This window comes from Lactobacillus sp. ESL0679, from assembly GCF_029433515.1.
GTDB lineage: Bacteria > Bacillota > Bacilli > Lactobacillales > Lactobacillaceae > Lactobacillus.
In genome coordinates this window covers 35,931-62,826 of sequence record NZ_JAQTIG010000005.1, presented here as the reverse complement: position 1 = coordinate 62,826, position 26,896 = coordinate 35,931, and the positions used below count along the sequence as shown (strand labels likewise).

The window sequence follows — 26,896 nt, the reverse complement described above, 5'->3', positions numbered from 1 at the left end:
GCTTTACTCATCTACTTTCTCAAAAAATGTTTCTAAAATTTGTTTAACTTCTTCTTGTGAATTTGAATAACTAAGTTGCTTAATTAACTCTTTATCTTCTGAAAGTTGCTTGACTTTAAACAAAAGGTTTAAGTGTTTTGTTTTATTAGGAGTAGTTAATAAAGCGATTAAATGAATGTTTCTACTAGCATAGTTAATTGGATACTTTGAAACTAAAATACTTAAACCCAGCTTTTGCTTAATGTCACTTGGATTAAGGTGCAAAAGAGCTATTTTGTTGCCAATCAGTATATATTCAGGTTGACTCTGATATTCAGCTTCCAGCTTTGGCAAAAATGTCGCTGTGATAATTTCTTGCTCAAATAGAGGCTGAGAAACTAATCGCATAATTGTTGGCCACGATTGTTTTCTTTCTAAATAAACAATTGCAGGCTTCACTGTAATAGTGCCGCTATTTGGCTTACCCTTCGGGGTAGCTAATAATTGCTTGATGCCCCGTTTTAATCCTCTAGCATCACTGACTTTCGAATATTTTTGGACCACATTAATTATTTGTTCATAGTTAATATCACGATAGTTCAGGTTAAATAATTCCTTAAATACAGCGTTTCTTAAGCTTTGAATATTATCGGCATCCATCAAGTTTTTAATCACAAAGACCTTCTTATTGGATTCAACCGGTACTGTTGAAAAGACAATATCATGAGGCAGAATAAAATTTTTATATTCTCTCACTGTACAAGCTGGATAAAAACTAAATTCGGGGAAAGTTTTTTCTAAAGTGGCCTGTAAAATTTTAGAAGCAGAAATTCCATTGGGACAGATAGTTATTGCTGTCATAATCTTGTTATTCGTTGTATCAAGATTATTTTCCACTAAGTGCCCGCCAACGAATAAAGTAATATAGGCTATTTCTTCGTTTGAAATTTCATGGCCAAAAAATTGGTTAATTGGTGTTACTGATTGTCTAACAATTTCATGTAAAGACGAATACTTTTCAATAATCTCTTTATATAACGGGTTATAAGTTGGAAAACCATACTTTATCCGAAAATATGCAGGCCTAAAGTGGTTAAACAATTTTTGGATTAATTCGTCCTTATTTGGTAATACAATAAATGAATTTTGTTCAAAACTATAAATAAACTGCCACAGGGTATTTTTTAACTCTGGACTGATATATGAATCTGTCGAACTTATTTGGTCACTAACATTTGAGCTCAAAATGCATAGTGCAATAAAGTGCAACTCATATTTAGGGATATTTGAAAATACAGTTTTATTATTTATCAAGAATTGATATTCATCTGTCTGTTCAATATCTTTATCTTTACCAATCTGAGCATTCCTAATTGTTTTGCCTCTTTTTATCCTTTTTAAAATCAAAGACAGATAAAATGTTAAGGAAATAAAATTCTCATCTGTGTAGCGTTTATTCAGGGCTTGCTCAATTTCTGACACATCTTGTTGAACCTGACTTAAATTTTCAAAATTAATAAAACTTGTCACTACATCACTTTTGAATTTAAACGTTGTACAAATTTGGTTAACAGCCTGCTGCAATCTAATTCGCTTTGTCCATTCATTACCTGCAATAAAATAGCCCAATTTTCTAGTGTTTTTAATATTAAGATTTACAGTTTGTAATTCTTTACGCAACGAATTAATATCCGTTAGAACAGTATTTTTACTTACTTTCAAATTAATAATTAAATCAATCAGTGAAACTGGACTATCTCTACCTAAAATTAGAGTGATAATGATATTGCGTCTTTCTTCTGGACTAAAATAGATGTCCTTCTTATCATCATTTAGAAAATAAGAAGCTGTCTCCTTATCTACGTAATATTTTTGTTTACTACACCGAATTTTCGGCAACTTCTTCAATACCAATTCTTCGTTTATTTTGGCAATTCGATATTCAGCCTGACCTTTTGTTAAAGCAAAATCCTTTTGCAAACTTTGAGAAGTAATACTTCCTTCCTGAATAATTCTTAATAAAATATTCTTGTCCTTTGTATTCAAATCCTTTCTCACCTCCATCCATTTTCAATTATAAGCGTTTACAACGTTTACAAAACAACCTTTAAGCCCAATTTAACATGCCAAATTTTAATAAACTGTACCCAAAATTTACAAGCAAAATTAATGATTTTCAGAGCAAAAAAGACCACCACTAAATTTTCTAAAATAATTTAGAAAAGATGTGATGATCTTTTTAGTTATATTAACTTAGCTTAACTAAGCCTCAATATCATGACTTGGTGTCCTAGTACCAAAATTAAAGGCAACAATAATGCCAATAATTGTCAAGACTAATGTAAAGTACAAACCATAATGCACACCATTAGTAAAGGCAGCGGCATGACTACTACCTTGATAAGCAGCTTGTCCTAAACTTAAGAAGCTAGTTGACAGCGCTGTTGCCAAGGCACCAACAATCTGTTGCATTGTGTTCAAAATGGTACTACCATCAGCTGATTCTGGTCCTTGCAATGCATTCAAGGCATGAGTTTGTGCTGGTGACATTGCTAACGGACAACCAATCATCAGGACAATGTGGGCAGCGACAACGTATGCTAATGATGACTTGTCATTTGAGAAAATCAACATTACAATTCCGATTAATGCAATGATAAAACCAGCAACTGCGGGCTTCTTAGCACCAAACGAATCATACAAGCGTCCAGCAAATGCTGATACAACTGCGTTGATAATGCCTCCTGGGAGCATGATCATTCCAGTTAATGCAACTGACAGTGACAAACCTCGTTGCAAGTATTGTGGCAAGAGATACATTGCTGACAAGATAATGGCAAAATCAAGCATGACGCTGATTGCGCCGAGAGCAAAAGCCCGCTTATTAAAGACGTGTAAATTTAAAACTGGTACTGTTAAGTTTAATTGTCTTCTGGCATACAAAACCAAAACAACAATTCCAATTACCAATAATCCTAAAACAATTGGTGAGCTCCAGCCTAAACCACTTGCCAGACTAACACCCATTACTAAGGTAGAAAAGCCGACAACTGATTCAATTATTGATAAGAGATCAACGTGCGGCTTGGTAATTTGACCCACGTTTTTCAAAGCAAAAATTGCTAAAACTAAAGCAATTACTAAGAACGGGACAAATAACCAGAAGACAAAGTTCCACGTAAATGCACCTAAAATAATTCCCGTTAATGTCGGGCCGATGGCTGGTGCCAGCATGATGACTAACGCACACACACCCATGGCTGCACCTAACTTTTGCGGTGGGAAAATTAACATTGCCACAGTAAACATTAATGGCAATATCAAACCAGTACCGAGTCCCTGAATCATTCTACCTGTTAGTAAAATTGCAAAATTCTGTGCTGTTGCGGAAACTACCGCACCAATAATAAAAGCTGCTAGACCAAAAACAACAATCTGTCTAGTTGTAAACCATTTAGTTAAAATACTAGAAAACGGTAAAATAATCCCAATTACTAGCATGTATCCTGTAACTAAGAGTTGTACTTGACTCGCGCCAACGCTGAATGCCTGCATTAATTGTGGCAAAGCAATATTGAGTGATGTTTCAGATAACATCCCCACAAAGGTCCCAATTAACATGCTTGACATTACAAGCCATGGCCTGTGGACTTTAACAATTGCGTCCATTTTCTTCATTAAAAACTCCTCCTAATCGCCCACTTCTTGAGCGGCTAGATTAGGATAACAAAAAGAAAAATTTCTCGTAAGTTTGTTAGCCCTTTCAATTTCAAAAAGTTGGTTTAAACTATTATTTAAGGAGAACTTTTAATGACAAAAACAGAAAATTATAACTTAATCTTGCAGCAAGCACAAAGCCTGCTAGAAAATGAACATGACTTAATTGCCAACATGAGTAACATTAGTGCCCTATTGTTTAGTAGTCTGCCCAATGTTAGTTATGCCGGCTTTTATCGCTATCAAAATGATGAATTGATATTGGGACCATTCCAAGGTCCAGTTGCCTGCATGCACATCGCTCTGGGCAAGGGCGTTTGTGGTACCGCAGCTGCAACTCGGCAAACGCAAATTGTACCTAATGTCCACAAATTTGCGGGACATATTGCCTGCGACGCCGCAACTAATTCCGAAATCGTCGTCCCAATGGTTAAAAATGGCCAATTAATTGCCGTTTTAGATTTAGATAGCAACGATTTCTCAACTTTTGACGAAGTTGACTCAGAGTTTTTAGAAAAAATTGCGAAATTAGTAATGAAGTGAAATCTTTCAGTATTAAACAAAATATCCTTGTAGGAGTGGTTCTTACAAGGATATTTTGTTATTTTAAAATTATTATTAGCAATGTTATAAATGAAGCTAAAAGAGAGTACATTACTAAATAAAGCCATGCTTTTTTTACAGACATTCCCTTATCAAGTAATCTATAATGAAGTTGTTTACGATCACCAATATAAATTGGCTGTTTGTCCTTTATTCTAGAAAAAACGACAAAGATATTATCAAATATTGGTAATGACAAGCAAACAATAGGTACTAATATAGTTGAAATTGAGGCTTGCTTCAACATCCCATCTAAAGAGATAACTGCAAGTATATAACCCAAAAATGATGAACCGCAATCACCCATAAATATATAAGCCGGATATTTATTGTATATAAAATATCCTAAACAACATCCCGCAAGTGCCATACAGTAATATGAATCCTGATAAAAACCTTTGATCATTAAAATAATAAAAAATGTAATCGCCGAAATAAAAACTATTGTTGCAGCCAGACCATCTATGCCATCACTAAAGTTGATCACAGTCATAATTCCAAATATCCAAATAATAGTTAGAAAGAAACTAACAATGGGATTAAAACTAATTTTGAGCCTGCTAAAAGGCAAAACTATTGAGTGTATACCTATCCCACTTAAATAAGTTAATCCAGCAACTAAAAGTTGAAGACTGCCTTTTTTAAAAGCAGATAAATCTTGGCATTTTGTTTTTTTATAATCATCATATAAGCCTATCAAGACAATGATACCAGATAATAAAACCAGATTAATATTTTTAGTACTATGAGAAACTATCAATACAGAAATACTAAATGAAAGATAAATATTTACCCCAGCAAGTAGAGGCGTCGGATTTTCATGCTTTTTTCTACCTATTGGGAAATCAAAGAAATTTAATTTTTTAGCTACAATTATAGAAACTGGGATTGTTAGCACCACAACAAAGAAAGATAAAATAAAAATATTCAAGTATGTCAATTTATTGTTCCTTCATTATTTGATAATGATTTCTATAAGGAAGTATAACAAAAAATTTTCAAGAATCTTTTTATTGTTACAAATATGAACGTGCAAATATGAACTTTATTTTTGAACTTTAATTATACATTGTATAATACATTTATTAATGAACTATTTAATTTGGAGAATCTTATGACTATTGGCAAACTACTTAAAAAATATCGTACACAACAACATAAAACACAGGAAAAATGGGTTGGCAACATTATTAGCCGTTCATATTACACAAGAATTGAAAAGGATCTTCATCATCTTTCTGCGGAAGACCTAATAAAATTACTTCATTACAATAATATTTCTGTCATAAATTTTTTTAGTGAATTAGACGAAAGTGATCGACAAAACTATAACCAAGAACAAATATTTAATGAGCTTATCAATAACGCATATTACTTAAATTCCAAAAAAGAATTAGAAAAAGTAAAACTGGATATCAAAAAAAGTAACATCACTAATAAAGACAGACAAATTGCAATTACTGAAGCTGCCATTGCTTTATTAGATAACGACTTAAGCAACTTAAATGATCATACAAAACAATTTATAAAAAATTTGTTATTAGATTTAAGTGTTTTGGACAAAAAATACATAAAATTATATCGAAATTTTATGTTGCTTTATGATATTGATCAAAATATTATAATCGCGCGTAAACTAATTAATCAGTTTAAAAATAATAAAGATATCGAAATTAAAAAATCGCTTTTAGTCGTTATTGCAAATATTCTTTTTCTATGTATTCAAAATAACAAATATAATGAAACAGATTTTTTTGTAAAATCTGCAGAAGTAATCTCAACAAGTCCTGAAGTTTTCTTCTACAAAAATTGTATTTCCCTACTTAAAAATATGATTGCTTATCACTATCAGCCACAAAATTGTTTTTTAGAAAATTGTCGTTGCATTATTAAAATAATCGAAATTAATGGTATGCCTGAATATAGCAATGAACTAGCTAAATTTTTTAAACAAAACATTTAAGTTTTATGATTATTCTACTTTTGACGAAGTTAACTATTAATTAACAAAAAATCCTCTGTCATTACGACAGAGGATTTTTTATGATACCTAAAGTAACCAACTTTAGGACTTACGAGGTTTAACCCAAGAAGCAAAGTAATCTTTAATAATTTTTGCTCTTTATAAATCTGCTTCTGTCATTATTTCTCACCCAATCTTCGTTCACAGAATTTTACAATTTCCACAATTACAATCATGCAAACGCCAGCTAGCAAAACAATCAGCCACTGCACACCGTTTAATTCAGTTACATCAAAGAACTTGGTCATGAATGGCAGTTCTACTGCTGCCATTACTACGGCAGAGATTAATATTGCCCAGTTGAACCACTTATTAGCAAATGTTTGTTTTGTAAAGATTGATCGGTGAATATACTTGGAGTTGAAGGCATGGAACAATTGGATTAGTCCTAAGGTCAAAAAGGCCATCGTTAATGCATCCCCATGCTGCAAACTACTATTACCAAGATGCGGGCCAAAGTTAAGTCCTAATTGGTAAGTTGTCAGCACCAGAATCCCTTCTAAAATACCCTGATAAATGATGGAGCTGGCTACCCCGCCACTAAAAAACGTCGATTTTTTACCTCGCGGGCGCCTGTTCATAATGCCTTTTTCAACTGGTTCAAGTCCCAATGCAATTGCCGGCAGCGTGTCAGTTACCAAATTAATCCACAATAATTGCACGGGAGCTAAAATATCCCAGCCTAACATCGTCATCATGAAGACGGTTAAGACTTCTCCCACATTACAACTCATCAGGTACAAAATTGCCTTCTGAATATTGCTAAAGACTTTCCGACCCTGCTTAACTGCTTCAACGATTGTAGCAAAGTTATCATCAGCCAAGATCATGTCACTGGCACCCTTAGAAACTTCTGTACCAGTAATCCCCATGCCAATCCCAATATCAGCTTGCTTCAAACTTGGCGCATCGTTTACACCATCACCAGTCATCGCCACAATTTTTCCTTGTGACTGCCAAGCTTTGACAATGCGCACCTTATGTTCAGGTGAAACTCGAGCATAGACACTGTAGTCCCCAACATGTTCGTGCAAATAATCATCGCTTAACTCATCAAGTTGGGCTCCCGTAATTACTTGCTGATCTTGTCCCGGCCTGATAATGCCAAGCCGTTGGGCGATTGCCTGCGCCGTTACTTGGAAGTCACCCGTAATCATAATCGTCCGAATACCAGCTTGCTTAGCTTCCTTGATTGCTGCCTTAGCTTCCGGTCTTTCTGGGTCAATCATCCCAACTAAGCCGGCAAAAGCAAGCTCTTGCTCAACATTATTTGTCGATGGCTCATCATAAGGCTGCGCAACTTCCTTATAAGCTAGTCCAAGCACGCGCAATGCTTGTTCAGCCATTGTCTGATTGGCAGCTAAAATAGCTTGTTTTTGAGCAGCAGTAATTGGGACAATTTGACCGTTTTCTTCAATTTTGGTTACTCGCTTTAGCAGTTGGTCCGGTGCACCCTTTACGGCCACTAAGAAATGATCGCCATCCTGATTAACAGTACTCATCAGCTTCCGTTCAGAATCAAATGGCACTTCCTGAACACGGCGATGTTGTGCTAACAACTCTTGAACATTGATTTGATGATCCAGTGCATATTGCACTAGCGCCGTTTCTGTCGGATCACCCAACAACTTTTGTTCATCTGACATTTTAGTATCATTTGCCAGCAGCATTGCCAGTAAGGCAGGATTATTAGCAGTAATTGCTTGTTTAGCCTGATGATTTTGGCCAGCATAATAAATGCGTTCAACTGTCATTTTGTTCTGCGTCAGTGTTCCTGTTTTATCAGAACAAATCACGTCAGTGGCACCTAAAGTCTCAACTGCGGGCAATTTACGCACAATCGACTTGTGCTTAGCCATCACTTGTGTGCCCAATGCCAAAATAATGGTAACAATCGCTGGCAATCCCTCCGGAATCGCCGCTACTGCTAGCGACACAGCCACGAGGAACATATCAATCGCTAACTTATCGGTTGGCTCCGTGCCTTGCTTGGTGAAAAAGCCAACTGCAAATACAATAGCGCAGATTACTAAAATCATAATCGTTAAAGTTTTGCCCAGCTGGTTTAAATTTTGTTTTAGCGGCGTGTCGGTTTCATCAGTGTTATTGAGCAGCGTCGCGATTTTACCAACCTCAGTATTCATTCCCGTTTGGGTAACGATGCCCTCAGCACGGCCATAGGTGACATTCGTATTGGCAAAGGCCATGTTATCTTGATCTGCCAATGCAACTTGCTCTTCTTCCAATTGTCCTGCTTGCTTATCAACAGGTACCGACTCACCAGTTAAAGCTGACTCCTCCACCTTTAAGCTGTTAACACTTGTTAAACGCAAATCAGCTGGTACAACGTCGCCAGCCTCCAGCAGAACGACATCACCAGGAACCAATTCAGTGCTGGGAATTTCTTCGACTTGACCATTACGCCGAACATGCGCACTTGGTGTAGCCATCTTTTTTAACGCGTTAATTGCTTCTTCTGAACGCGCCTCTTGAAAAACACCCAAAATCGCATTTAATAAAACGACAATCATAATAATTGCCGCATCAGTCCACTCTTGAGCGACAAAGCCCGATAATAGCGCCGCAATAATCAAGACAATAATCATAAAATCCTTGAATTGAGCTAAAAAGCGCTGCCAGAGACTGACCTTCTTTTTACCGGCTAAACTGTTAGCACCATATTTTTCTCGGCGCTGCTTTACCTGACTTGCAGTCAATCCTTGAGAAAGTGATGTGCCTAACTCATTCGCTACTTCTTGGGACTGCTGTCTGTAATAATCTTGGGCCATTGTTACCTCCTAATAAAAAAGAGACTTATATGCATACCGCACACAAGTCTCACTAATTAAGATAAGTCCAGAAAGTTTTTTCTTTCGGCTGTTGGGCTTATCGCAAGTAATTGCTGTTACTCCCTTATGATTATGTTCATTATAAATAATTCAGCTTGTTTTAACAAGAAAAATTAATTAAAAACTGGTATTAAATTGCAAAAGTCGCAGCTTGTTCACTATACAAGTCTCATGCTATGGAGTAACAAAAATGATCCTATTGGTAGTAGAATCGTCAGCACTCAGAGTCAGCGCTTGTTAACAGTAGCATTACATTAATTATTTTTGTTTGGTAAAAAATTTTATCAAGCTCGCCAGCAAATTATCAAATCTATATTACTTTTAAAAAAACAAAGAACCTAGTTTCAATCGAAACTAGGTTCTTTATAAGTTATGGAGATACTTTTAAGTTATTTACTTCAAGCCAGTCCATTTCCATTCAGTAACTTCTGGCATATCCTTACCATTATCACGAATGTATTGGTGGTGCTTAGCAAGTAAGTCATCCATCTTGTTAACAAAGCCAGTACTCTTACCAGCTAAGCGTGGAACACTTAAGACAGCATCCTTAGCTAAGTGGAAACGATCGAGTTCATTCACTACCCGCATGTCAAATGGTGTAGTAATGTCGCCTTCTTCTTCGTAGCAGTGAATATGAATGTTGTCACGCTTACGACCGAACCAGATTGATTGCATCATTGCCTTGAAACCATGCCATGCAAAGATTACAGGAACATCACTTGGGAACAAGCGATCAAATTCTTCATCTGAAATTGCATCTGGATTATCCTTAGTGTTCATCAACTTCATAATGTCAATGATGTTAATGTAACGCATCTTCAAATCTGGAAATTCCTTGTGCAAAATATCAATTGCGGCAAGTGATTCCATTGTTGGTTCAGTTTCTGTTGAAGCAAAGACAACATCAGGTTTAGCATTTTGATCAGTTGAAGCCCAATCAATGTATGACAAACCATGTTGAGCAATTTTAGTTGCTTCATCAATTGAGAACCATTGTGGACGAGGTTGCTTAGAAGTTACCAAAATGTTGATACATTCACGATCACTAAAGGCCTTTTGTGAAATTGCTAATAGTGAGTTCGTGTCTGAAGGCAGATATTCATGAACTAAATCTGGACGATTCTTTTCGTACATGTGAGTCAAAATACCTGGGTCTTGGTGTGTGTAACCATTGTGGTCTTGTTGGAATACAGTTGAAGTAGCAACAAAGTTTAACGATGGGTAATCCTTACGCCAATATTGTTCCTTAGCCTTGCGCAACCACTTCATGTGTTGGGTTAACATTGAGTCAACAACACGACCAAAGGCTTCGTATGTTGCAAAGAAGCCATGACGACCAGTTAGGACGTAGCCTTCAAGCCACCCTTCATCTTGGTGTTCTGATAATTGTGAGTCAATAATTCGACCACTTGGTGCCAAGTTTTCATCATTTGGATCATGAATCGGCTCTTCCCATTGCCGCTTTTGCTCATCAAGCAACTTAAACATTCTGTTAGATTTAGTTTCATCTGGACCAAAACCACGGAATGAATCTGGGTTAAGATCAGCAACTTCACTCAAGTATTTTGCCCATTCAGCCATGTCTTGAGCTTCAACTGAACCTGGCTTGTCAAACTTCAAAGCATACTTGCGGTAGTCAGGCAAAGCCAAACGCTTAGGATTCTTACCACCATTAGTAATTGGGTTCATAGCCATTCTTTGGTCACCATGAACCATGTCCTCTTTAACAAGTTCAGTTGGTGCACCATTTTCATCGAATAATTCTTCTGGCTTGTAGCTCTTAAGCCAGTCAACCAACATATCCTTGTGTTCCATATCGTCTTGAGCAACAGGAATTGGAATTTGGTGAGCTCTAAATGAGTTTTCGATTGGGTTACCATCAAGATCAAACTTCGGACCAGTCCAACCCTTAGGTACACGGAAGATAATCATTGGCCAATGTGGCAAAGTAGCGTCATTATTTTCACGAGCATGCTTTTGAATTGCTTTAATTTCTTCAATCACAGTATCCATCAACTTAGCCATTTCTTCGTGAACTTGCATGTGGTCCTTGTAACCATCAAATTCGCCGCCGTCATAAGCAGAAATAATGTATGGGTGCCAGCCCATGCCTTCAAAGTACTTTGTTAGTTCTTCGTCGGTCATTCTGGAAACAATGGTTGGGTTAGAAATCTTGAACCCGTTGATTTGTAAAATTGGTAAGACTGCACCATCTTTAATTGGGTTAATAAACTTGTCACTAAACCAACTAGTTGCAAGTGGGCCGGTTTCTGACTCACCATCACCAACTTCAACAGCAGCAATTACATCAGGATTATCTAAAATTGCACCAGTACCGTGAGAGATAGAATAACCTAACTCTCCACCTTCATGTAATGAACCAGGAGTTTCAGGAGCAGCGTGCGAAGCTGAACCACCAGGAAAACTGAAGCGCTTAAATAATTTAGCCATTCCTTCTTCATTTTGCGGAATGTTCGGGAAGCGTTCGCTGTATGAGCCATCAAGGTAGGCATTTGAAACCATTACTTGACCACCATGACCTGAACCTTCGATATAGAACATATCCAAGTTGTACTTCTTAATTACCCGGTTTAAGTGAGCATAAATGAAGTTTTGTGGTGAAATTGTGCCCCAGTGACCAATTGGCTTTGGCTTAACATCACTAGCCTTCAATTCACGTTTTAATAATGGATTGCTCATTAAGAAAAGCTGTCCAACAGATAAATAATTGGCTGCGCGCCAATATGCATCAACACTCTTTAAAAATTCTTTTGAATCGTAATCAACTGCCATTTTATTTCTCCTTTAGCAATTACTTACTTAATTACTCTTTACACAATATATTATAGCAAGTTTCTCTAAAAGTTCAACCATTTTTATAATTGGTTCGTTCCAATTTTAAAAATCAGCATTTGAAAACTTTAACAGTTGCTACATCAAGGTTATTAGGGGATTACAATTTTCTTTATCAGTGCTTAAATACATAAATACCGATAAATGCTGATAAAAATTCTGACTTTTTAATTAAAATATTTATAATAATCACTAAAGATGATAAATTTATTTTTGGAGGAAGTAGGATGACACAGGAGCAACGATTACATGAAATTAGACAAATGCTCGAGCGGCAAAACCATTTAATTACCCGCGACTTAGCTACACACTTTAATATTTCGTTTGATACCGCTAGACGCGACGTGATTCAGTTAGTTTCGACTGGTCAAGCAATCAGGGTTCATGGCGGCCTAATTAGCAATACCGATGATGAAGGCCGGCCGTTTTTAACACGAAACCAGATTGACTCACCGATTAAAACTAAGATGGCGCAGGTGGCGCAACATTTTATCCATTCCAAGCAATGCGATTTTATTGGGCCATCAACTATCCTTAAAAAATTGTGTCAGCTAATCAGCGGTACCAATTTACAAATCGTTACCAATTCTATTGATAATTCACTTGAACTGATGCGGTCCGAGTTCCCAGAAATCTTACTTTTAGGCGGCAAAGTTAATAAGGAACATCGCTTTAATTACTCCGTTTCAGCACTTGATTCATTAAAAAGAATCAGTTTCAATAACGCTTTCGTTGGTACGGCTAATGTTAAAAGCGATGGTATTTACCTGCCTAAGATTAGCGATGCCGAATTAATCAAAGTAGCGACCTCGCGCGCTAAAAGAATTATCGTTGTTGCCGAAAAGCACAAGTTTAATAATTCGAAAGTTGCCCCTTACATGGCTGTTCCTCTGAGTCAGATTGATGTGCTCATTACCGATGAGCCATTACCTGACCAATTTAAGCAAAATTTTGCGCCAACAACGCGAATTATTTCCGTCCTAAAGAAGTGAACTGATGCATAATTTCCTTCTTTAAACAAAATGTATCCTAACAAAAAGAGCAAGCCTTGGCTTGCTCTTTTGCTATTTATTCAAATTAACAAATGTATTAAAACGCATGTACTGATAATGAACGCGCATCGTTGAAAACTCAAACGGAGTACCATCGTCGAGAAAGAAAATCCCTTCCATTACCCCAACCGGCTCAGTTGGCTTCAGCTGGAGCTGTTTTTGGTCATCCGCACTTGATGGATCAACTGTAATGTTTAAAAAGGCCTTGGTGACTACCTTATTCTGAGTATCTTCCAAATAATTAAACAGTGAGTTCTGCAAATGCTGCGGCTTTAGCTCCGGCACAATCTTGATTGGCAGATAACCAGTCTCAATTAAAAATGGCTGGTCATCCATCAGCCGCAACCGCCGAAATTCATACACAAAATCATTTTTGTTTAAAAATAAGTCCTGCCCGATACTTTCAGAAGCTTTAATAACGTTAAAATCAAGCAACTTAATTTTCTGCGTTTTACCCGGCACTTTCAAACTATCAGTTAACCCCAAATTAGAGCCTTCATAGCGAAATAAGGACTGATTTTTTAAATAAAGGGGATTAATGAAGGTCCCACTGCCACGTTTTTTGAAGACAATCCCTTGCTGTGACAACAATTCCATTGCCCGCTTCATTGATGAGCGGCTAACTTGGTAGTGCTCAGCTAAGCTGCGCTCATCGGGCAGCCGCATCCCATCATACTTATTATTTAAAATATTCTGCTTAATATCATGCATCACGGTCCGATAAACAAAATCTGCCATTTACTGCCTCACTAATTTGCTTGTTTAATTGCCTGAATAATCCAATCAGAAAATACTTTTTGATCTACCTTAACGCCAACTTGGGCATTAGCTGGCTTACCAAAGAAATTGTTAAAGTCCATAATTGATGCTCCATAAGCATGCGGACTTTTGGTATCAACCACAATGTAAGCTGGTTTAAAAGTATACATCTTAGGATTGAGCAGCATCCCTGCAGCTAGCGCATCATAAATCTCACGACCATCAGATTCTGTTTCATCATGGAGATTAGTCAAAATATGGTACAACATGTCACCAGTCTTACCTAAAACCTTGATTTTTTGTAAAGTCTCTTGCGTAATAAAAGCTTGGTGACCTAATTCCAGTGGTGCTACCTTGATTGGCACGCCACCGTCAAAAACAATCTGCGCAGCTTCAGGATCACCTGCAACGTTATATTCACTATATGGTCCCCAGTTACCGCGGCCAATCGCACCACCCATAATTACTAATTCTTCAATTTTAGCAAGGTCATCTGGATATTGTCTAAAGTAGAGAGCAAAATCTGTCGCTGGACCAATTTGCATTAAAGTTACCTTAGTACTACTTTTGGCAACCACTTCATGAATAGCTGACGCAGCTAAACCAGGAAGCAATAACGATTCGTCAGCTTCAGGAAAATCATAGCCAGCCATTCCAGACTTGCCATGAACACTTGAAGCATCGATAGCTGCCCGCAGCAATGGCCTTGTTGCTCCAGCAACAACCGGTATCTTTGTTTGTAAAAAAGTTTCTAACTTTAACGCATTTTGTAAGGTCTTTTCTAGTGTCACATTGCCCCAAGTTGCCGCAATTAGCTTGACGTCTAATTCTTGAGCAAATAATGCAATTGTAATTGCAACTGCATCATCAATTCCGGGATCTGTACTGATAATCAAAGGTTTTTTCGTCATTAAATTTCCTCTTTTAAAAAGTTTATATGTCAATCATACCAAATCTTAGCCCTAGTTGCTTCTTTAAAAAACAAAAAATGAACTGCTAATAGTCACCTCTATCAGCAATTCATCTTGGAATTTTATTTTTTCCGATCCTCAATCTCACCGTTGCGATGCGCGATAATGACTTCATCACACATATCAAGGAACAATCCGTGCTCGACAACACCTACGGTATGATCAAGATAGTCAGCAAGACCGTGTGGAACTGGTATCCGGTCAAGGTCTAAGTCAATAATATAATTACCATAATGAGTTACAAAGCGCTTGCCATCAGCCATTCGCCATTTAGGATTTAACCCCTCAGCAGCAAAGCGGCGGAAATTTTGTTCACAAGAAATTGGTAAAACTTCCACAGGCAACGCAAAGCCACTCAAATGTTCTACAACTTTTGACTCATCAACAATCCACATTACTTTTTTCGAATTAATGGCAACGTTCTTTTCTAGCGTTAAGGCACCGCCGCCACCCTTAATGCCATCAAAGTTTGCTGCAAAACGATCGGCGCCATCAATTGTTAAATCAAGCTGGTCAATCTCGGCAAGTTCGTTAACTTTAAAGCCCCAACTCTCCATTTGCTTCTTACTTCTACTGGAAGTAGTAGCAATGGCGGCTAACTGCAAACCTTCTTCTTGCTTGCGTTTACCCAAGGCATCAATTAGAAAAGCTACTGTTGAACCAGTACCAATTCCTAATCTCATCCCCGATTTAACAAGACTAGCAGCTTTAATTCCAGCTTTTTTCTTTAATTTATCCTGTTCTTCTTTATCCATGGGTTATACTTTCTATTTTTAAATTATCGCCATCTCATAAATCAACCTTATTATAGCAAAGATTAATACATTTGAAGCTAAGAATAACATTACTTAAAGGGTTACTTTACGCTAGTATTTGCCCAATTGCTTGTGCTACACCGGCATGCTCACAATCGGCCGTAATCTGATCAGCTGCCTGTTTAGCTGCTGGTGTCGCATTGCCCATTGCAACACCCAGACCAGCATATTTAATCATTGAAATATCGTTGGCTTCATCACCAATTGCCATGATATTAGCTGCATCCAAGTTTAGATAATTGCACAAAGCGTCAAGTCCAGCAGCCTTATCTAAGCCTTTAGCAACTCCTTCGTAATAAAACGGCTCGGTCTTGGTTAATGAAACCTTATCCTGAACAGCTTGAAATAGTGGGCTAGTCATTGCCTTGTTTAAAAGCTCAGGCTCATCTAAATACATTACTTTATAAATCGGAATATTGGCCATCTCTTCTTTAGTACGATAAGAAATTTCCATTTTAACTACGCGTGAATTATAGACAGTATAATGCCCAATATCACGATCAGCAGTGTAAATTCGTTCAACATCAACAGCTTGAAAATGAAGATGCAACTGGCGTGCAATCTGCTCTAAGCGCAAATAATCATTGTATGGCAAGTGGCGATCAAAAATCACCTGACCACTAGTAGTCTCAACTACTGCACCATTTAGACTAACAATAAACTGATCATCGCAATTAGCCAAACCTAATTCTGTTAGGTACTGCTGCGTTCCCGAAAGCGAACGTCCTGTACAAATAACTACTTTGATTCCTTTCTTCTTAGCAGCTTGAATTGCAGCCTTAACTTGCGGCACTATTTCCTTCTTGGCATTAACCAATGTATTATCAACATCGATTGCTATTAATTTAATCTTTGTCATTTAGACTTAATCTCTTTCTTTTTATTTAAGAATACCGCAGAGTCAGCACCATTCCAAGATAAATTAAAAAGTTTAGCTGCAAGATTTTAACAAACAAAAAAAGCTTGAATCTACTGTATTTTCTCAGTTTAAATTCAAGCTTTTTATTTTAGTATTAATTATTCTGGATCAATTTCTGGTGCCTGATTAATTTCTGCGGACATCATCCAAATTCGCTTTTCAACCTCTGAATGACAAGTCGTAAACATATCATTAGTTGAATAATCACCCTCTGCATCGCTGACTTCCAAGCCCTTTTGATAGTCCTGCTCTAATTGCCGATATCCGGCAATAATCTTGGCATAACGCTCATCAATTGTTTCGTTCCAGTTGGGTTCTTCATCCTTGATTTTAGTCATTTTAGCAATGTCACTAAGAGTTGAAACTGGTGAACCATCTAAGGTAATCAACCGTTCTGCTACTAAATCTTGTTGATCAGCTAATTCATCCATTACCTTATCAAGATATGGGTGCAGCTTCAAAAAGCGCTCACCACGCATGTACCAATGATGTTGGTGCACAATCATGTGCATCTGCGTCAAGTCAGCTACTAATTGATTTAAAACTTCTTTAGTCTTAGGATATTTCATAATAAAATTCCTCCTATTCAAACACTTTTGGTTACATTTGTATCATACCAAAAAGCTAGTTAGATTACTTAAAAGTTGTTTGTGAAAAGAGCATAAAAAACAAGCAGCTTCAAAAAACTGATTGCCTTAATTACAATATGGCCATTAATACCTTGCAAACAAAACTTTATTGTCTAGGGCATTAATGTTAATAACTGTCACTTCATTCAACAAGCGATTATAGCTAGCCTTATCAGCTAAAATTTTGTCAAAATATTCAGACGGGCTTTCTTTATTATCATAGTTATTAACCAACAAATTTGCTAATGGATGTTTGGCGGATAAGCCAATTATCAATATCTGCCCATTAGTATCAAGAAGAATAAAATCATTTAAACTTCTTAAATAACCGATTGGTGCTTGAGGATTAAGTTTGCCTAGTATCAATAGACCACCTTCTGCAAATAATTTATCAATCGTAGCTCTTAAATCATCAGAGTAAGGCATTATTTTTTCGTCAAATTTATAATAATTCCATGCTTTCAAATTTGCAGATTCGGGAATAAATATATTTTGAGGCAAAACTTCACGATTACTGTAATATTGAATATCTTTAGTCCTCTCATTGTTATTAATCAAATAATTATCATTATTGAGATTATTTATTTTTCTTAGCAACAATATAAAATATGATAAGTAATAATTGAAGCCAACGGTATTCATATTAATCAGTATTCGCTTAACTGCACAAAATTGTGCTTCCAGTTTATACCGATCCGTACTATTTGCTATTAAATCTTCATAAGCTTTAAAAATTTGAAATAAGCGCGGATTAGTATACGCCGATGTTGTGCTATCTGAATGTTTATAATAATAATAATAAAGTGCCTGATGAACATACGATATTTTTTTACATCTGCTCATAATGGGAATTAGAATATCTAAATCTTCATACACCATCTTAGGGAACTTATTTGTCTGCCAAATTTCTCTGCGATACAACTTATTCCATGAATAAGAATTACTCTGTCCCTCTGTAATGTATGCAGCTATATCGATCAAGCCATCATCACATTTCATTGACCTAATATCAGCTTCGGCTTTTTCTTCAACAAAAATTTTATGTACATCACATACAGAAATATCGCTTTGGTATTTCGTAATACTGTCAAATAATTCTGAAAGATAGTTAGCTTCTACCCAATCATCAGCATCAGTAAAGCCAATATAGCTTCCTTTAGCAATACTAATACCATTATTTCTTGCCATTCCCTGACCAAGATTTTTTTGTTTTACTGAAATAAATATATCAGGATATGCATCCCTGAATTTTTGAATAATATCAGCAGTACCGTCTGTACTGCCATCATCAACAACTACTACTTCGTACTTACCCGTAAACGTTTGACTGGCCAAAGATTGTAAACAACGCGCTAAATACTTCTCCTCATTAAAGACAGCAACGATAATTGAAACATCTATCATTATTTTATTCTTTCCACAATTATACTTTCGACTTATCCTCTATCATGCCAATATCTATAACTAAAAAGCAACTAGTCATAACCAACTAGTTGCTTTGTTTCAAATTAACTTTTAACCTTGTGCTGCAGCTTCTTTTTCTTGCTTCAGTAAAACATTGTCATAGTGCTTGATAAATGGATACCAAACTAAGAATGCTGCAATTGCACAAACAATTGACAACACTGTACCTTGCCAACTAGCCGTCGCAATAAGTCCGCTCAAACCAATTGGGGTTGGCCATGGCTGTTGCGCAATAATTTTTGGTACTAAGTGAGTTGCAATTCCCAAATATGCAATAAGTCCTGAAACCAATGGAGCCCCAACGAACGGAATTAATAAGTTGGCATTATAAACAATTGGCAAACCAAAGATCAACGGTTCATTAATATTAAAAATTGCAGGAACAATTTCTACTTTACCGATTTCCTTTAATTGTGCCGAACGAGCACGTAATAATAGCCAAATAGCAACACCAAAGGTTGCGCCAGACCCACCAATATTGATAAATGCATTTACTGGATCCCCAGCAAAAACATGATAGGCACCTTTTACATTCTCTGCCAAATTTGCCAAAACAATTGGTGTATAGAAGGAACTAATAATAGTTGCACCATGAATCCCAAACCACCATAAGAAGTGAATTAGGAAAATAATAATTAAAAATCCCCACCAAGTATCCGCAATATTACTAATAAACGAAAATGGAATAAATAAGATCTTAAATAGATCCGTTCCAGCCATAACTAAGGCTACATTGATTGCAGCAACGACTACTGCAATACAAGCAGCCGGAATTAAGGCACTAAACGAGTTCGATACCCCAGACGGAACTGAAGCTGGCATTTTAATCTGCCAATTATGTTTAATAGTATAACGATAAATTTGGACAGTTAGCCAAGCAAGAACTAATCCGATAAAAATACCAACGGCACCAATTCGATAAATACCAGATGTAGAAGCTTCATAACCACCAGCAACCATCTTTGTTTTGGTAAAGGTAGTTAAGAATTGAACTGTACCATTTTGCCAAACAAGTTCTGGAACCGTAATAAAGAAGGCCATTAAGAACATCATTAAGCCATTGACTGGAATTAAATTAACGTGCTCCTCATCACGATATATCTTGGTATATGAATAAGCAAAAGTTCCTGAAAAGACTAATGCCAAAATCCCCATCGTAGCGTTATAAACAGCCTGATATAAATTGTCAAAACGACCAATCGTACTATTATAAAAGCTGGTAAATCCAGGATTTCTAATTACAGTTGGTAAAACTGTCAAAATCAGAAAAAACGCACCGACAATTGAAAACGAAATTACACTATAACCAGCATCCATGATTGCCCGCACAAATCTTGTGCTGGCAAACTTACCGACTATTTTGGTAATTTTATCCTTCATTGGCTTTTTTCCTTCTTCAGCCATAAAGTTTTCCTCCTAACAGTAAAGCCCTTATTTGGCCTTAATTATTCTTTTTAAATGTTGTGATTACCTTGGCATATCGATCTTTTCCTTTAATGATGTTTTTAATTCGTACTTCACAACAACAAGCAAGGACTATCCCAACTAGTAAAATGGTAAGAATTAGTACCTTGCTGCTTTGATCAGAAACAAACGGGAAAAAATACTTTCCTATTGGAAGCTCTAACAAAACAATCAGCAAGACATTTACAATGATTTGAATCCAAAAATAGACTCTGGTTATCGGCACATCTAAGTCATGATTATGCATTTTACTTAGCTGTTCAATAGCCGCTATCGCCACAAAAATTGTCATTATTGCGGCAGTGATAATTCCAACTAGCTTTTTATATGGTAATGAAAAAATCAGCCAAAATATGTTTGTAAACAAATATGCAGTGACCGAATATCTTAACATTAGATACCGACTAAAATAAAGATATTTCAAATTATCTTCATATTTTTTACGAGCTATTTCATCCTTTTCATTGGCCATCCTATCTAAACCTCTAACCGTTAATCAAGTCTTCGGCTTGCTTAAGAACTTTTTCACCATTCATCATGCCATAAGCTTGCATATCAATTACAGCAACAGGAACATCCTTGCCATCTTTGCCCTTGCCTTTAACCTTGCCTTTCATGTCATCTTCCATATAACGAACTTGCGGCCCTAACAATAAGCAATCAATAGTTTCTTGGTCTAAATGCTGAGGTGCTTCTGATGCTGGACATGCAAAAATTTTTGCATCAATGCCCTGCTTTTTTGCTGCTTCCTGCATCTTAGTTACCAACAATGATGTACTCATTCCTGCTGCACAATTCAGCATAATAGTTTGTTCTGCCATAATATTTCCCCCTAAAATGTATCCTATAGATATTGTTCTATGCAATATATTATAAAACGTTTTCAAAAAAGTGCAAATAAATATTAATTTTTTATTTATCTTAAAAGATAATCTTGAAAACATAAGCCTTTATTATACAATGCTAATTGTAAGCGTTATTAACTGATTAAAATTATTAAGTGAGGTTTCTTATGTATTCAGCAAAAATGCCAGATGACTTTTTATGGGGTGGCGCAGTTGCCGCTCACCAATTAGAAGGTGCTTGGAATGAGGATAATAAAGGCGTATCGATGGCCGATGTCATGACTGTCGGCTCTGCGACTAAGCCTAGAGAAATAACCGATGGTGTTATTCCAGGTAAGAATTATCCTAACCACAGCGCAATTGATTTTTACCATCATTATGATGAAGATATTAAGTTGATGGCTGAAATGGGCTTTAAGGCCTTTAGAACTTCAATTGCTTGGACACGGATTTTCCCTAATGGTGATGATCAGGAACCAAACGAAGCAGGACTAAGGTTTTACGATAAGTTATTCGACACTTGCCACAAATACGGCGTTGAACCGGTTGTTACCTTGTCCCACTTTGAAATGCCATTCCATTTGGCTAAAAAGTATAACGGCTTCACTAATCGAAAAGTAATCGACTTCTTCTTACGTTTTGCAACAGTTTGCTTCAAGCGTTATCAAGATAAAGTTAAATATTGGATGACTTTTAACGAAATCGATAATCAATCAGACTATGGCAATGACTTTTCAATGGCCACTAATTCAGGTATCTTATTTAAAAAAGGCATGTCAGATCAAGAAAAAGAAGCTGCAATGTTCCAAGCAGCTCATTATGAATTAGTTGCTTCAGCCTTAGCTGTAAATGTTGGTCATAAAATTAATCCTAACTTTCAGATCGGCTGCATGATTAATTACTCACCAGTTAGACCATTAACACCATCTTCTGATGATGTATTATTAGCCGATAAGTTTGAACAAAGACGTGATTGGTTCTCAGATGTTCATGCTTTTGGTGAATATCCTAAGGAAGTTGAAGCCTACATTGAACGTCATGGCTATCGTCCTGATATTACTGATGAAGATCGGGTTATTTTAAAAGAAGGTACAGTTGACTATATTGGCTTTAGCTACTACCAAACCACAACTGTTTCTGCTAAAAAGGTTAAGCCTGATGAATTAAGCGATCTTGCTCAAGCAATTGACGTTAACCCAACACTAGAACGCAGTGACTGGGGCTGGGAAATTGATCCAGAAGGTTTGCGAATTGCCTTAAATCACTTAACAGACCGCTATCATCTCCCACTATTTATTGTAGAAAATGGTCTTGGGGCTTATGACAAGGTTGAAGCAGACGGCTCAATCCATGATGACTACCGTGTTAACTACTTGCGTAAACATATTTCTGAAATGGAAAAGGCTGTTGCTCTTGATGGCGTAGACTTAATGGGCTACTTACCTTGGGGACCAATTGACTTGGTATCTGCCGGAACAGGTCAGATGGATAAGCGTTATGGCTTTATCTACGTTGACAAAAATGATGCAGGTGAAGGAACTCTAAAGCGGTCACGCAAGGATTCATTCTACTGGTACCAAAAAGTAATTAAGTCAAACGGTCAAGACTTAGATTAGTTATTTAAATAAAAAATAGGATTTACGTACTCATATGTAAATCCTATTTTTTATCGTTATTTTTTACCACATACCCAAAACTTTCATCCATAATGTGCCAATTACACCAAAGATTACTAAATAGACAAGACCAATGATAAAGTTATTCTTCCACCATTCTCCCTGAGTAACATAGCCTGTTGTTGCTAAAATTGATGCTGATGGATTAGCATAATGCGTCGATGAATTGTTAATTACCGTCGTAAAAGCCAATAACATTGCAGCTAGTGGCAATGGTGCGCCAGTTGCAACTGCTACTGACAAGAACGGTAAATACAAAGCTGTCACATGAGCTGTACCGCTGGCAAAGAAATAATGTGTATAGAACATTACTAAAACCAAGATAACTAGGACAACGCCCCAACTAATTCCATGTAAACTCATTTGAATGCTCTTCGAAAACCAGGCAATAAAACCAAATGAAATTAATTTTCCTGCCATAAAGACTAAGATGGACAACCAGACCAGAATATTCCAAGCACCTGCTTGATTAAAAATATCTTGCGCCGTTAAAACACCGGTTAACAACAATAATGTAACTGCTAAAAAGGCAACAAAAGTTGCATCTAATTGTGGAACCTTGATAATTCCTGATAAAATCCATAATAAGATTGACAAAGCAAAAACAGCAGCCATAATTTTTTCAGGAACTGTTACCTTACCCATTTTTATCAAATTATCTTTAGCCCATTGTTTAGCATTCGGTGTTTCTTTAATTTCTGGTGGGTATATCTTATATAAAAGCCACGGAACAATAATTGCTGCAATTGCTACTGGAACAATTGCAACAATAAACCAACTAGCCCAGGTCATTTGGTAGCCTTTTTGTGCCGCCATTTGCTGTGCAACCACATTTGCTGCCGCACCTGTTAAAAATAATGCCGTAGATAAAATATTGGCATGAAAAGCAACCAAATCAATATACGAGCCTATCTTCTTACGTGACGAATCATTTGGCTTAGAATCATAGCTTTCCGAAATTGATTTTGTTAGCGGCCAAACAACACCACCAGTTCTTGCACTATTTGATGGAATCAAAGCACCCAAAATTAATTCTAGACCCGTAATTGCATAACCAATACCCAATGACTTTTTACCAAAGCGTTCAATCATCCAATAGGCAATGCGGTTACCCAAACCAGTCTTAGTAATACCATAAGCCATAATAAAGGCCATAGCAATTAACCACGCTGCTGAATTACTAAAAGCACTCAAAATACCTTTAGTTATTACGCCAGTTTTGGGATTAACCACATTATTAATTGGGGCTAAACCAGCTAACACCATAACTACCAAACCAGTCAAAGTAGTCCCACCAATTGGCAGAGGTTTAGTAATACAACCAACAATTGTTGCCACAAAAATAGCAAACATTTCCCAAGCTTGCGGCGTTAATCCTGTTGGTCGCCACGGCGTAATACACCACAAGATAACGCCAACAATTAAGGGCCAAATAAATCCTTGATAATGTACTTTTTCTAAAGTTTTCATAGTTCCTCTCTTTAAAATTGTGAGTAAATTAATTTCTAACGTAAAATATTATATATTCTTAGCAAGCTATTTACAACAGTAAAAAAATACTTTATTTTTAGAAGAATTATAAATGCTTTAGCTTTATTTAAAGTGAAAACTGTACTTACTACTGTAGACTCTAAATTATCACCAACTACAAATAACCAATGAATACTTGTGATTTTTGCAAATTATATATCAACACTCTCACCTTAATTCAAACTGCTAAATAATGCTATTTATCTAACAGATCTAAAAAGGCTGTAAACCTCAATTTTAGTTTACAGTCTTTTATTATTTTTCTATTACTTCCTGTTGTTTATACAACATATCTAAATCTACTTTCCTAATAAACAAATAGCAAAAACTAGAAAAATCTTTGCAATCATTGAAAATGTTCTTTTCTTGCAGCTCTTAGAAATAGTTATATTATCATACAAAAAAGACCTGCTAGGCCTCTTTTGTATCAAGATTATTCACCATCTTTTTCTAACGCATTAGCTTTGTACAACTTTTCATACAAATCTACCATTTCTCCTGCCAAATCTCTAAAAGTAATGGCATTCATCAAGTGGTCTTGTGAATGGACAACTAGCAAAGTAACATGTGTATGCTTGCCTTGTGCTTCCTTAGTTAACATATCTGTTTGTGAATTATGCGCCTGAAGTAAGGAATCATCAGCTTCCTTTAACTTCGATCTGGCAGTATCAATATCACCTTTTTTAGCAGCGCGAATTGCTTCAAATGCTAAACTTTTGGCATTACCACCATTAGCAATCAAGCCCATCGCTGCCATTAACGTTGCTTGTTCCTGGTCTTCTGGGGTTTCTTCTTTAGCAGTATTTTTTTCTTCAGCCATCTCATTAGTCTCCTAAAATGTATTAAATATTAAGTTTTATGTTTTAATTATAGCGCTTGCAAAAAATAAGTAAACTGTTCATTAATAACATATATCATTATTCACAAGCAAGCTATTTAATCCATTATACCCTTTAAGAAGATTGCTAAAGTTTAAATTCTTTATAAAATATATTTTAGTCTTAAGCTAATACTGAACCAATCAGCATTACAATACCGCCAACGATGAATACGATACTAAAGACTAGCTCCATCCAGTAAGACCACAGCAAAAATGACGAAGTCTCTTTGCTAGCATGAGTTTTATTAAAACCAATATTTTTATGCATTGCAAAAGCTTCCCAAACGCCAGCACAAAGTAACAATATACCAAAAACGATTCCTATCAACATATTATTCATAAATATCACCTTCAACTTTTATTAAAAATATTTTTATACATACATTATAGGTACATTTATCAAAAAGGCAATATATTTTTGATGAAAATACTACTCTTTTAACAAGCGTTTAGCCAAGGCAAAATTACCCACTGTTGCCGAGCCATTACCAGCAATTGCCGGCATTACAATATACTTATCCAAATCTGGCACATTAACATACCCATTTAGCATTTGGGCAAAATCACGGCGGACTTTTTGCAAAAATGCTTCGCTAGTTACCCCGCCACCAAAGACTACCTTATCTGGTCGTAAGATTAACGTCACCTGCAAAACCGCTTGCGCCACGTAATAACTCATAATGTCCCATACGGGATCGGTTAATGGCACATCCTTGCCTTTTTTATTTAAGCGTGCTTCAAATGTTGGCCCAGAAACAAGTCCCTCAAGGCAATCATGATGATATGGGCATACACCCTTAAATTCTAAATCATTAGGATGGCGCTTAAGTAAAACGTGGCCCATTTCAGGATGCCCCAAAGAACCAACTAGTTTACCATCAATAATCGCACCACCGCCAACACCAGTTCCAATCGTGTAATAAACCAATGAATCAATATCTTCATTAGATAATAGCGACATGACATATTCTCCGTATGCTGAGCCGTTAACATCAGTTGTGAAAAAGATTGGTACATCTATTTGCTCTTTTATAAAGCCGACGAAATCTGTATTCTGCCAGCCCTTTTTGGGAGTGGTTGTAATATAACCATAATTAGCTGCCGTTTGCCGAATTTCAACCGGCCCAAAAGATGCAATACTAATAGCTGCTATGTCAAATTGTTTAAAATAATCGGCTGCTTTTTGCAATGTTTCTTGCGGGGTTGTTGTCGGAAACGAAATTGAATCTTTAACCTGATAATTTTCATTACCTACTGCACAGACAAACTTTGTTCCGCCACCTTCAATTGAGCCAAATAACATTTTTATCTCCTTGATACTTAACATTTTAATAACTTTATTATTTTAACTATTTAAGTTTAACTCAATCAGGTTCAAAAATAAAAGTTACATTCAAAAAATCTCGAAGTTTTACCTTCGAGATTTAGAAAATAAATTTATTGCTCTTTAAAAATCTTCATCATTAGTATCAGGTTTAGCAGCCTGATAGCGATATACACCTACTTTGCCTGCATCAACAATTGAATCAACCAGTTCAGATACTGCCATCTGTCCGCGATTAATAAATAATTGTAACAACATTGGAATGTTTACACCGGTGACTATCTCCATTTGTGGATATTTTTGAGTTAACCTAACTAAGGTATTAAATGGCGTGCCACCTTTTAGATCTGTTAAACAAAGAACTGTATCATCTAGCAAACTAATTTTTTCATCAAGCTCTGCCTGCAATTTATCTAATGACTCACCAACTGCAAATTTAACAGTTTCACAATTCTTTTGTTCACCACAAATCATCTCGGCTGATTTAAGTAACTCCTGAGCAGAATTACCATGGGTACAAATTAATACTCCGACCATCTTCGCC

Annotated in this window: 23 protein-coding genes; 4 read left to right on the top strand and 19 right to left on the bottom strand. The window is 36.3% G+C overall.

The window, feature by feature from the left end:
* Nucleotides 1–3: 3 nt before the first annotated feature.
* Entirely contained in the window at nt 4–2,025 is a 2,022-nt protein-coding gene (locus PT287_RS07260; protein WP_277133790.1) for a BglG family transcription antiterminator, read from the bottom strand.
* A gap of 216 nt (nt 2,026–2,241) precedes the next feature.
* Nucleotides 2,242–3,648 carry a DHA2 family efflux MFS transporter permease subunit gene (locus PT287_RS07255; RefSeq protein WP_277133966.1) on the bottom strand — a complete coding sequence of 469 codons (1,407 nt, stop codon included), beginning with the start codon at nt 3,646–3,648 and terminating at the stop codon, nt 2,242–2,244.
* Between the two features lie 141 nt (nt 3,649–3,789).
* Between PT287_RS07255 and PT287_RS07250 the strand changes: the two genes are divergently transcribed.
* Nucleotides 3,790–4,239, top strand: a complete 450-nt coding sequence (locus PT287_RS07250; protein ID WP_277133789.1) for a GAF domain-containing protein — start codon at nt 3,790–3,792, stop codon at nt 4,237–4,239.
* A 58-nt stretch (nt 4,240–4,297) separates the two neighbouring features.
* Here PT287_RS07250 and PT287_RS07245 read toward each other — a convergent pair whose 3' ends face one another.
* Nucleotides 4,298–5,239 (bottom strand): MraY family glycosyltransferase, encoded by a 942-nt coding sequence (locus PT287_RS07245; protein WP_277133788.1) that lies wholly within the window; start codon nt 5,237–5,239, stop codon nt 4,298–4,300.
* Between the two features lie 174 nt (nt 5,240–5,413).
* On the opposite strand from PT287_RS07245, the gene PT287_RS07240 reads away from it, so the two are divergent.
* Nucleotides 5,414–6,262, top strand: coding sequence for an Rgg/GadR/MutR family transcriptional regulator (locus tag PT287_RS07240; RefSeq protein ID WP_277133787.1), 849 nt, complete (start codon nt 5,414–5,416; stop codon nt 6,260–6,262).
* Nucleotides 6,263–6,441: 179 nt separating this feature from the next.
* On the opposite strand, the gene PT287_RS07235 is transcribed toward PT287_RS07240, so the two are convergent.
* Both PT287_RS07235 and PT287_RS07230 read right to left on the bottom strand, forming a co-directional pair.
* Entirely contained in the window at nt 6,442–9,111 is a 2,670-nt protein-coding gene (locus PT287_RS07235) for a calcium-translocating P-type ATPase, PMCA-type (RefSeq protein WP_277133786.1), read from the bottom strand.
* 453 nt (nt 9,112–9,564) lie between these two features.
* A complete protein-coding gene (locus tag PT287_RS07230) occupies nt 9,565–11,964 on the bottom strand; it encodes a phosphoketolase family protein (RefSeq protein ID WP_277133785.1) in 2,400 nt (799 codons plus the stop codon).
* Between the two features lie 287 nt (nt 11,965–12,251).
* On the opposite strand from PT287_RS07230, the gene PT287_RS07225 reads away from it, so the two are divergent.
* The gene (locus PT287_RS07225) at nt 12,252–13,016 is read left to right on the top strand and encodes a DeoR/GlpR family DNA-binding transcription regulator (protein WP_277133784.1); all 765 of its coding nucleotides are present in this window, start codon (nt 12,252–12,254) and stop codon (nt 13,014–13,016) included.
* Nucleotides 13,017–13,088: 72 nt separating this feature from the next.
* Here PT287_RS07225 and PT287_RS07220 read toward each other — a convergent pair whose 3' ends face one another.
* The 9 genes from PT287_RS07220 to PT287_RS07180 form a co-directional block, all read right to left on the bottom strand.
* The gene (locus PT287_RS07220) at nt 13,089–13,814 is read right to left on the bottom strand and encodes a GntR family transcriptional regulator (RefSeq protein WP_277133782.1); all 726 of its coding nucleotides are present in this window, start codon (nt 13,812–13,814) and stop codon (nt 13,089–13,091) included.
* An 11-nt stretch (nt 13,815–13,825) separates the two neighbouring features.
* Nucleotides 13,826–14,746 (bottom strand): nucleoside hydrolase, encoded by a 921-nt coding sequence (locus PT287_RS07215; protein WP_277133780.1) that lies wholly within the window; start codon nt 14,744–14,746, stop codon nt 13,826–13,828.
* 122 nt (nt 14,747–14,868) lie between these two features.
* Nucleotides 14,869–15,561 carry a ribose-5-phosphate isomerase RpiA gene (gene rpiA / locus PT287_RS07210; RefSeq protein WP_277133779.1) on the bottom strand — a complete coding sequence of 231 codons (693 nt, stop codon included), beginning with the start codon at nt 15,559–15,561 and terminating at the stop codon, nt 14,869–14,871.
* A gap of 106 nt (nt 15,562–15,667) precedes the next feature.
* Entirely contained in the window at nt 15,668–16,480 is an 813-nt protein-coding gene (locus PT287_RS07205) for a Cof-type HAD-IIB family hydrolase (RefSeq protein WP_277133778.1), read from the bottom strand.
* Nucleotides 16,481–16,638: 158 nt separating this feature from the next.
* Complete coding sequence (locus PT287_RS07200) at nt 16,639–17,109, bottom strand: DNA starvation/stationary phase protection protein (RefSeq protein WP_277133777.1); 471 nt, start codon at nt 17,107–17,109, stop codon at nt 16,639–16,641.
* A 144-nt stretch (nt 17,110–17,253) separates the two neighbouring features.
* Nucleotides 17,254–18,573, bottom strand: a complete 1,320-nt coding sequence (locus PT287_RS07195; protein ID WP_277133776.1) for a glycosyltransferase — start codon at nt 18,571–18,573, stop codon at nt 17,254–17,256.
* Between the two features lie 111 nt (nt 18,574–18,684).
* Nucleotides 18,685–20,037: a PTS cellobiose transporter subunit IIC gene (gene celB, locus PT287_RS07190; RefSeq protein ID WP_277133775.1), complete on the bottom strand. Its 1,353-nt coding sequence runs from the start codon at nt 20,035–20,037 to the stop codon at nt 18,685–18,687.
* A gap of 37 nt (nt 20,038–20,074) precedes the next feature.
* Entirely contained in the window at nt 20,075–20,569 is a 495-nt protein-coding gene (locus PT287_RS07185) for a PTS cellobiose transporter subunit IIA (RefSeq protein ID WP_277133774.1), read from the bottom strand.
* Nucleotides 20,570–20,582: 13 nt separating this feature from the next.
* Entirely contained in the window at nt 20,583–20,918 is a 336-nt protein-coding gene (locus PT287_RS07180) for a PTS sugar transporter subunit IIB (protein ID WP_277133773.1), read from the bottom strand.
* A 191-nt stretch (nt 20,919–21,109) separates the two neighbouring features.
* Between PT287_RS07180 and PT287_RS07175 the strand changes: the two genes are divergently transcribed.
* Nucleotides 21,110–22,558 (top strand): 6-phospho-beta-glucosidase, encoded by a 1,449-nt coding sequence (locus PT287_RS07175; protein ID WP_277133772.1) that lies wholly within the window; start codon nt 21,110–21,112, stop codon nt 22,556–22,558.
* A gap of 63 nt (nt 22,559–22,621) precedes the next feature.
* Here PT287_RS07175 and PT287_RS07170 read toward each other — a convergent pair whose 3' ends face one another.
* The 5 genes from PT287_RS07170 to PT287_RS07150 all read right to left on the bottom strand — a co-directional run bounded on the left by PT287_RS07170 (nt 22,622) and on the right by PT287_RS07150 (nt 26,889).
* A complete protein-coding gene (locus PT287_RS07170) occupies nt 22,622–24,088 on the bottom strand; it encodes a DASS family sodium-coupled anion symporter (protein ID WP_277133771.1) in 1,467 nt (488 codons plus the stop codon).
* Nucleotides 24,089–24,581: 493 nt separating this feature from the next.
* A complete protein-coding gene (locus PT287_RS07165; protein ID WP_277133770.1) occupies nt 24,582–24,968 on the bottom strand; it encodes a PTS lactose/cellobiose transporter subunit IIA in 387 nt (128 codons plus the stop codon).
* Between the two features lie 181 nt (nt 24,969–25,149).
* Nucleotides 25,150–25,368, bottom strand: a complete 219-nt coding sequence (locus PT287_RS07160) for a hypothetical protein (RefSeq protein WP_277133769.1) — start codon at nt 25,366–25,368, stop codon at nt 25,150–25,152.
* A 90-nt stretch (nt 25,369–25,458) separates the two neighbouring features.
* The gene (gene scrK / locus PT287_RS07155) at nt 25,459–26,331 is read right to left on the bottom strand and encodes a fructokinase ScrK (RefSeq protein ID WP_277133768.1); all 873 of its coding nucleotides are present in this window, start codon (nt 26,329–26,331) and stop codon (nt 25,459–25,461) included.
* 144 nt (nt 26,332–26,475) lie between these two features.
* Nucleotides 26,476–26,889 carry a PTS sugar transporter subunit IIA gene (locus tag PT287_RS07150; protein WP_277133767.1) on the bottom strand — a complete coding sequence of 138 codons (414 nt, stop codon included), beginning with the start codon at nt 26,887–26,889 and terminating at the stop codon, nt 26,476–26,478.
* Nucleotides 26,890–26,896 lie beyond the last annotated feature (7 nt).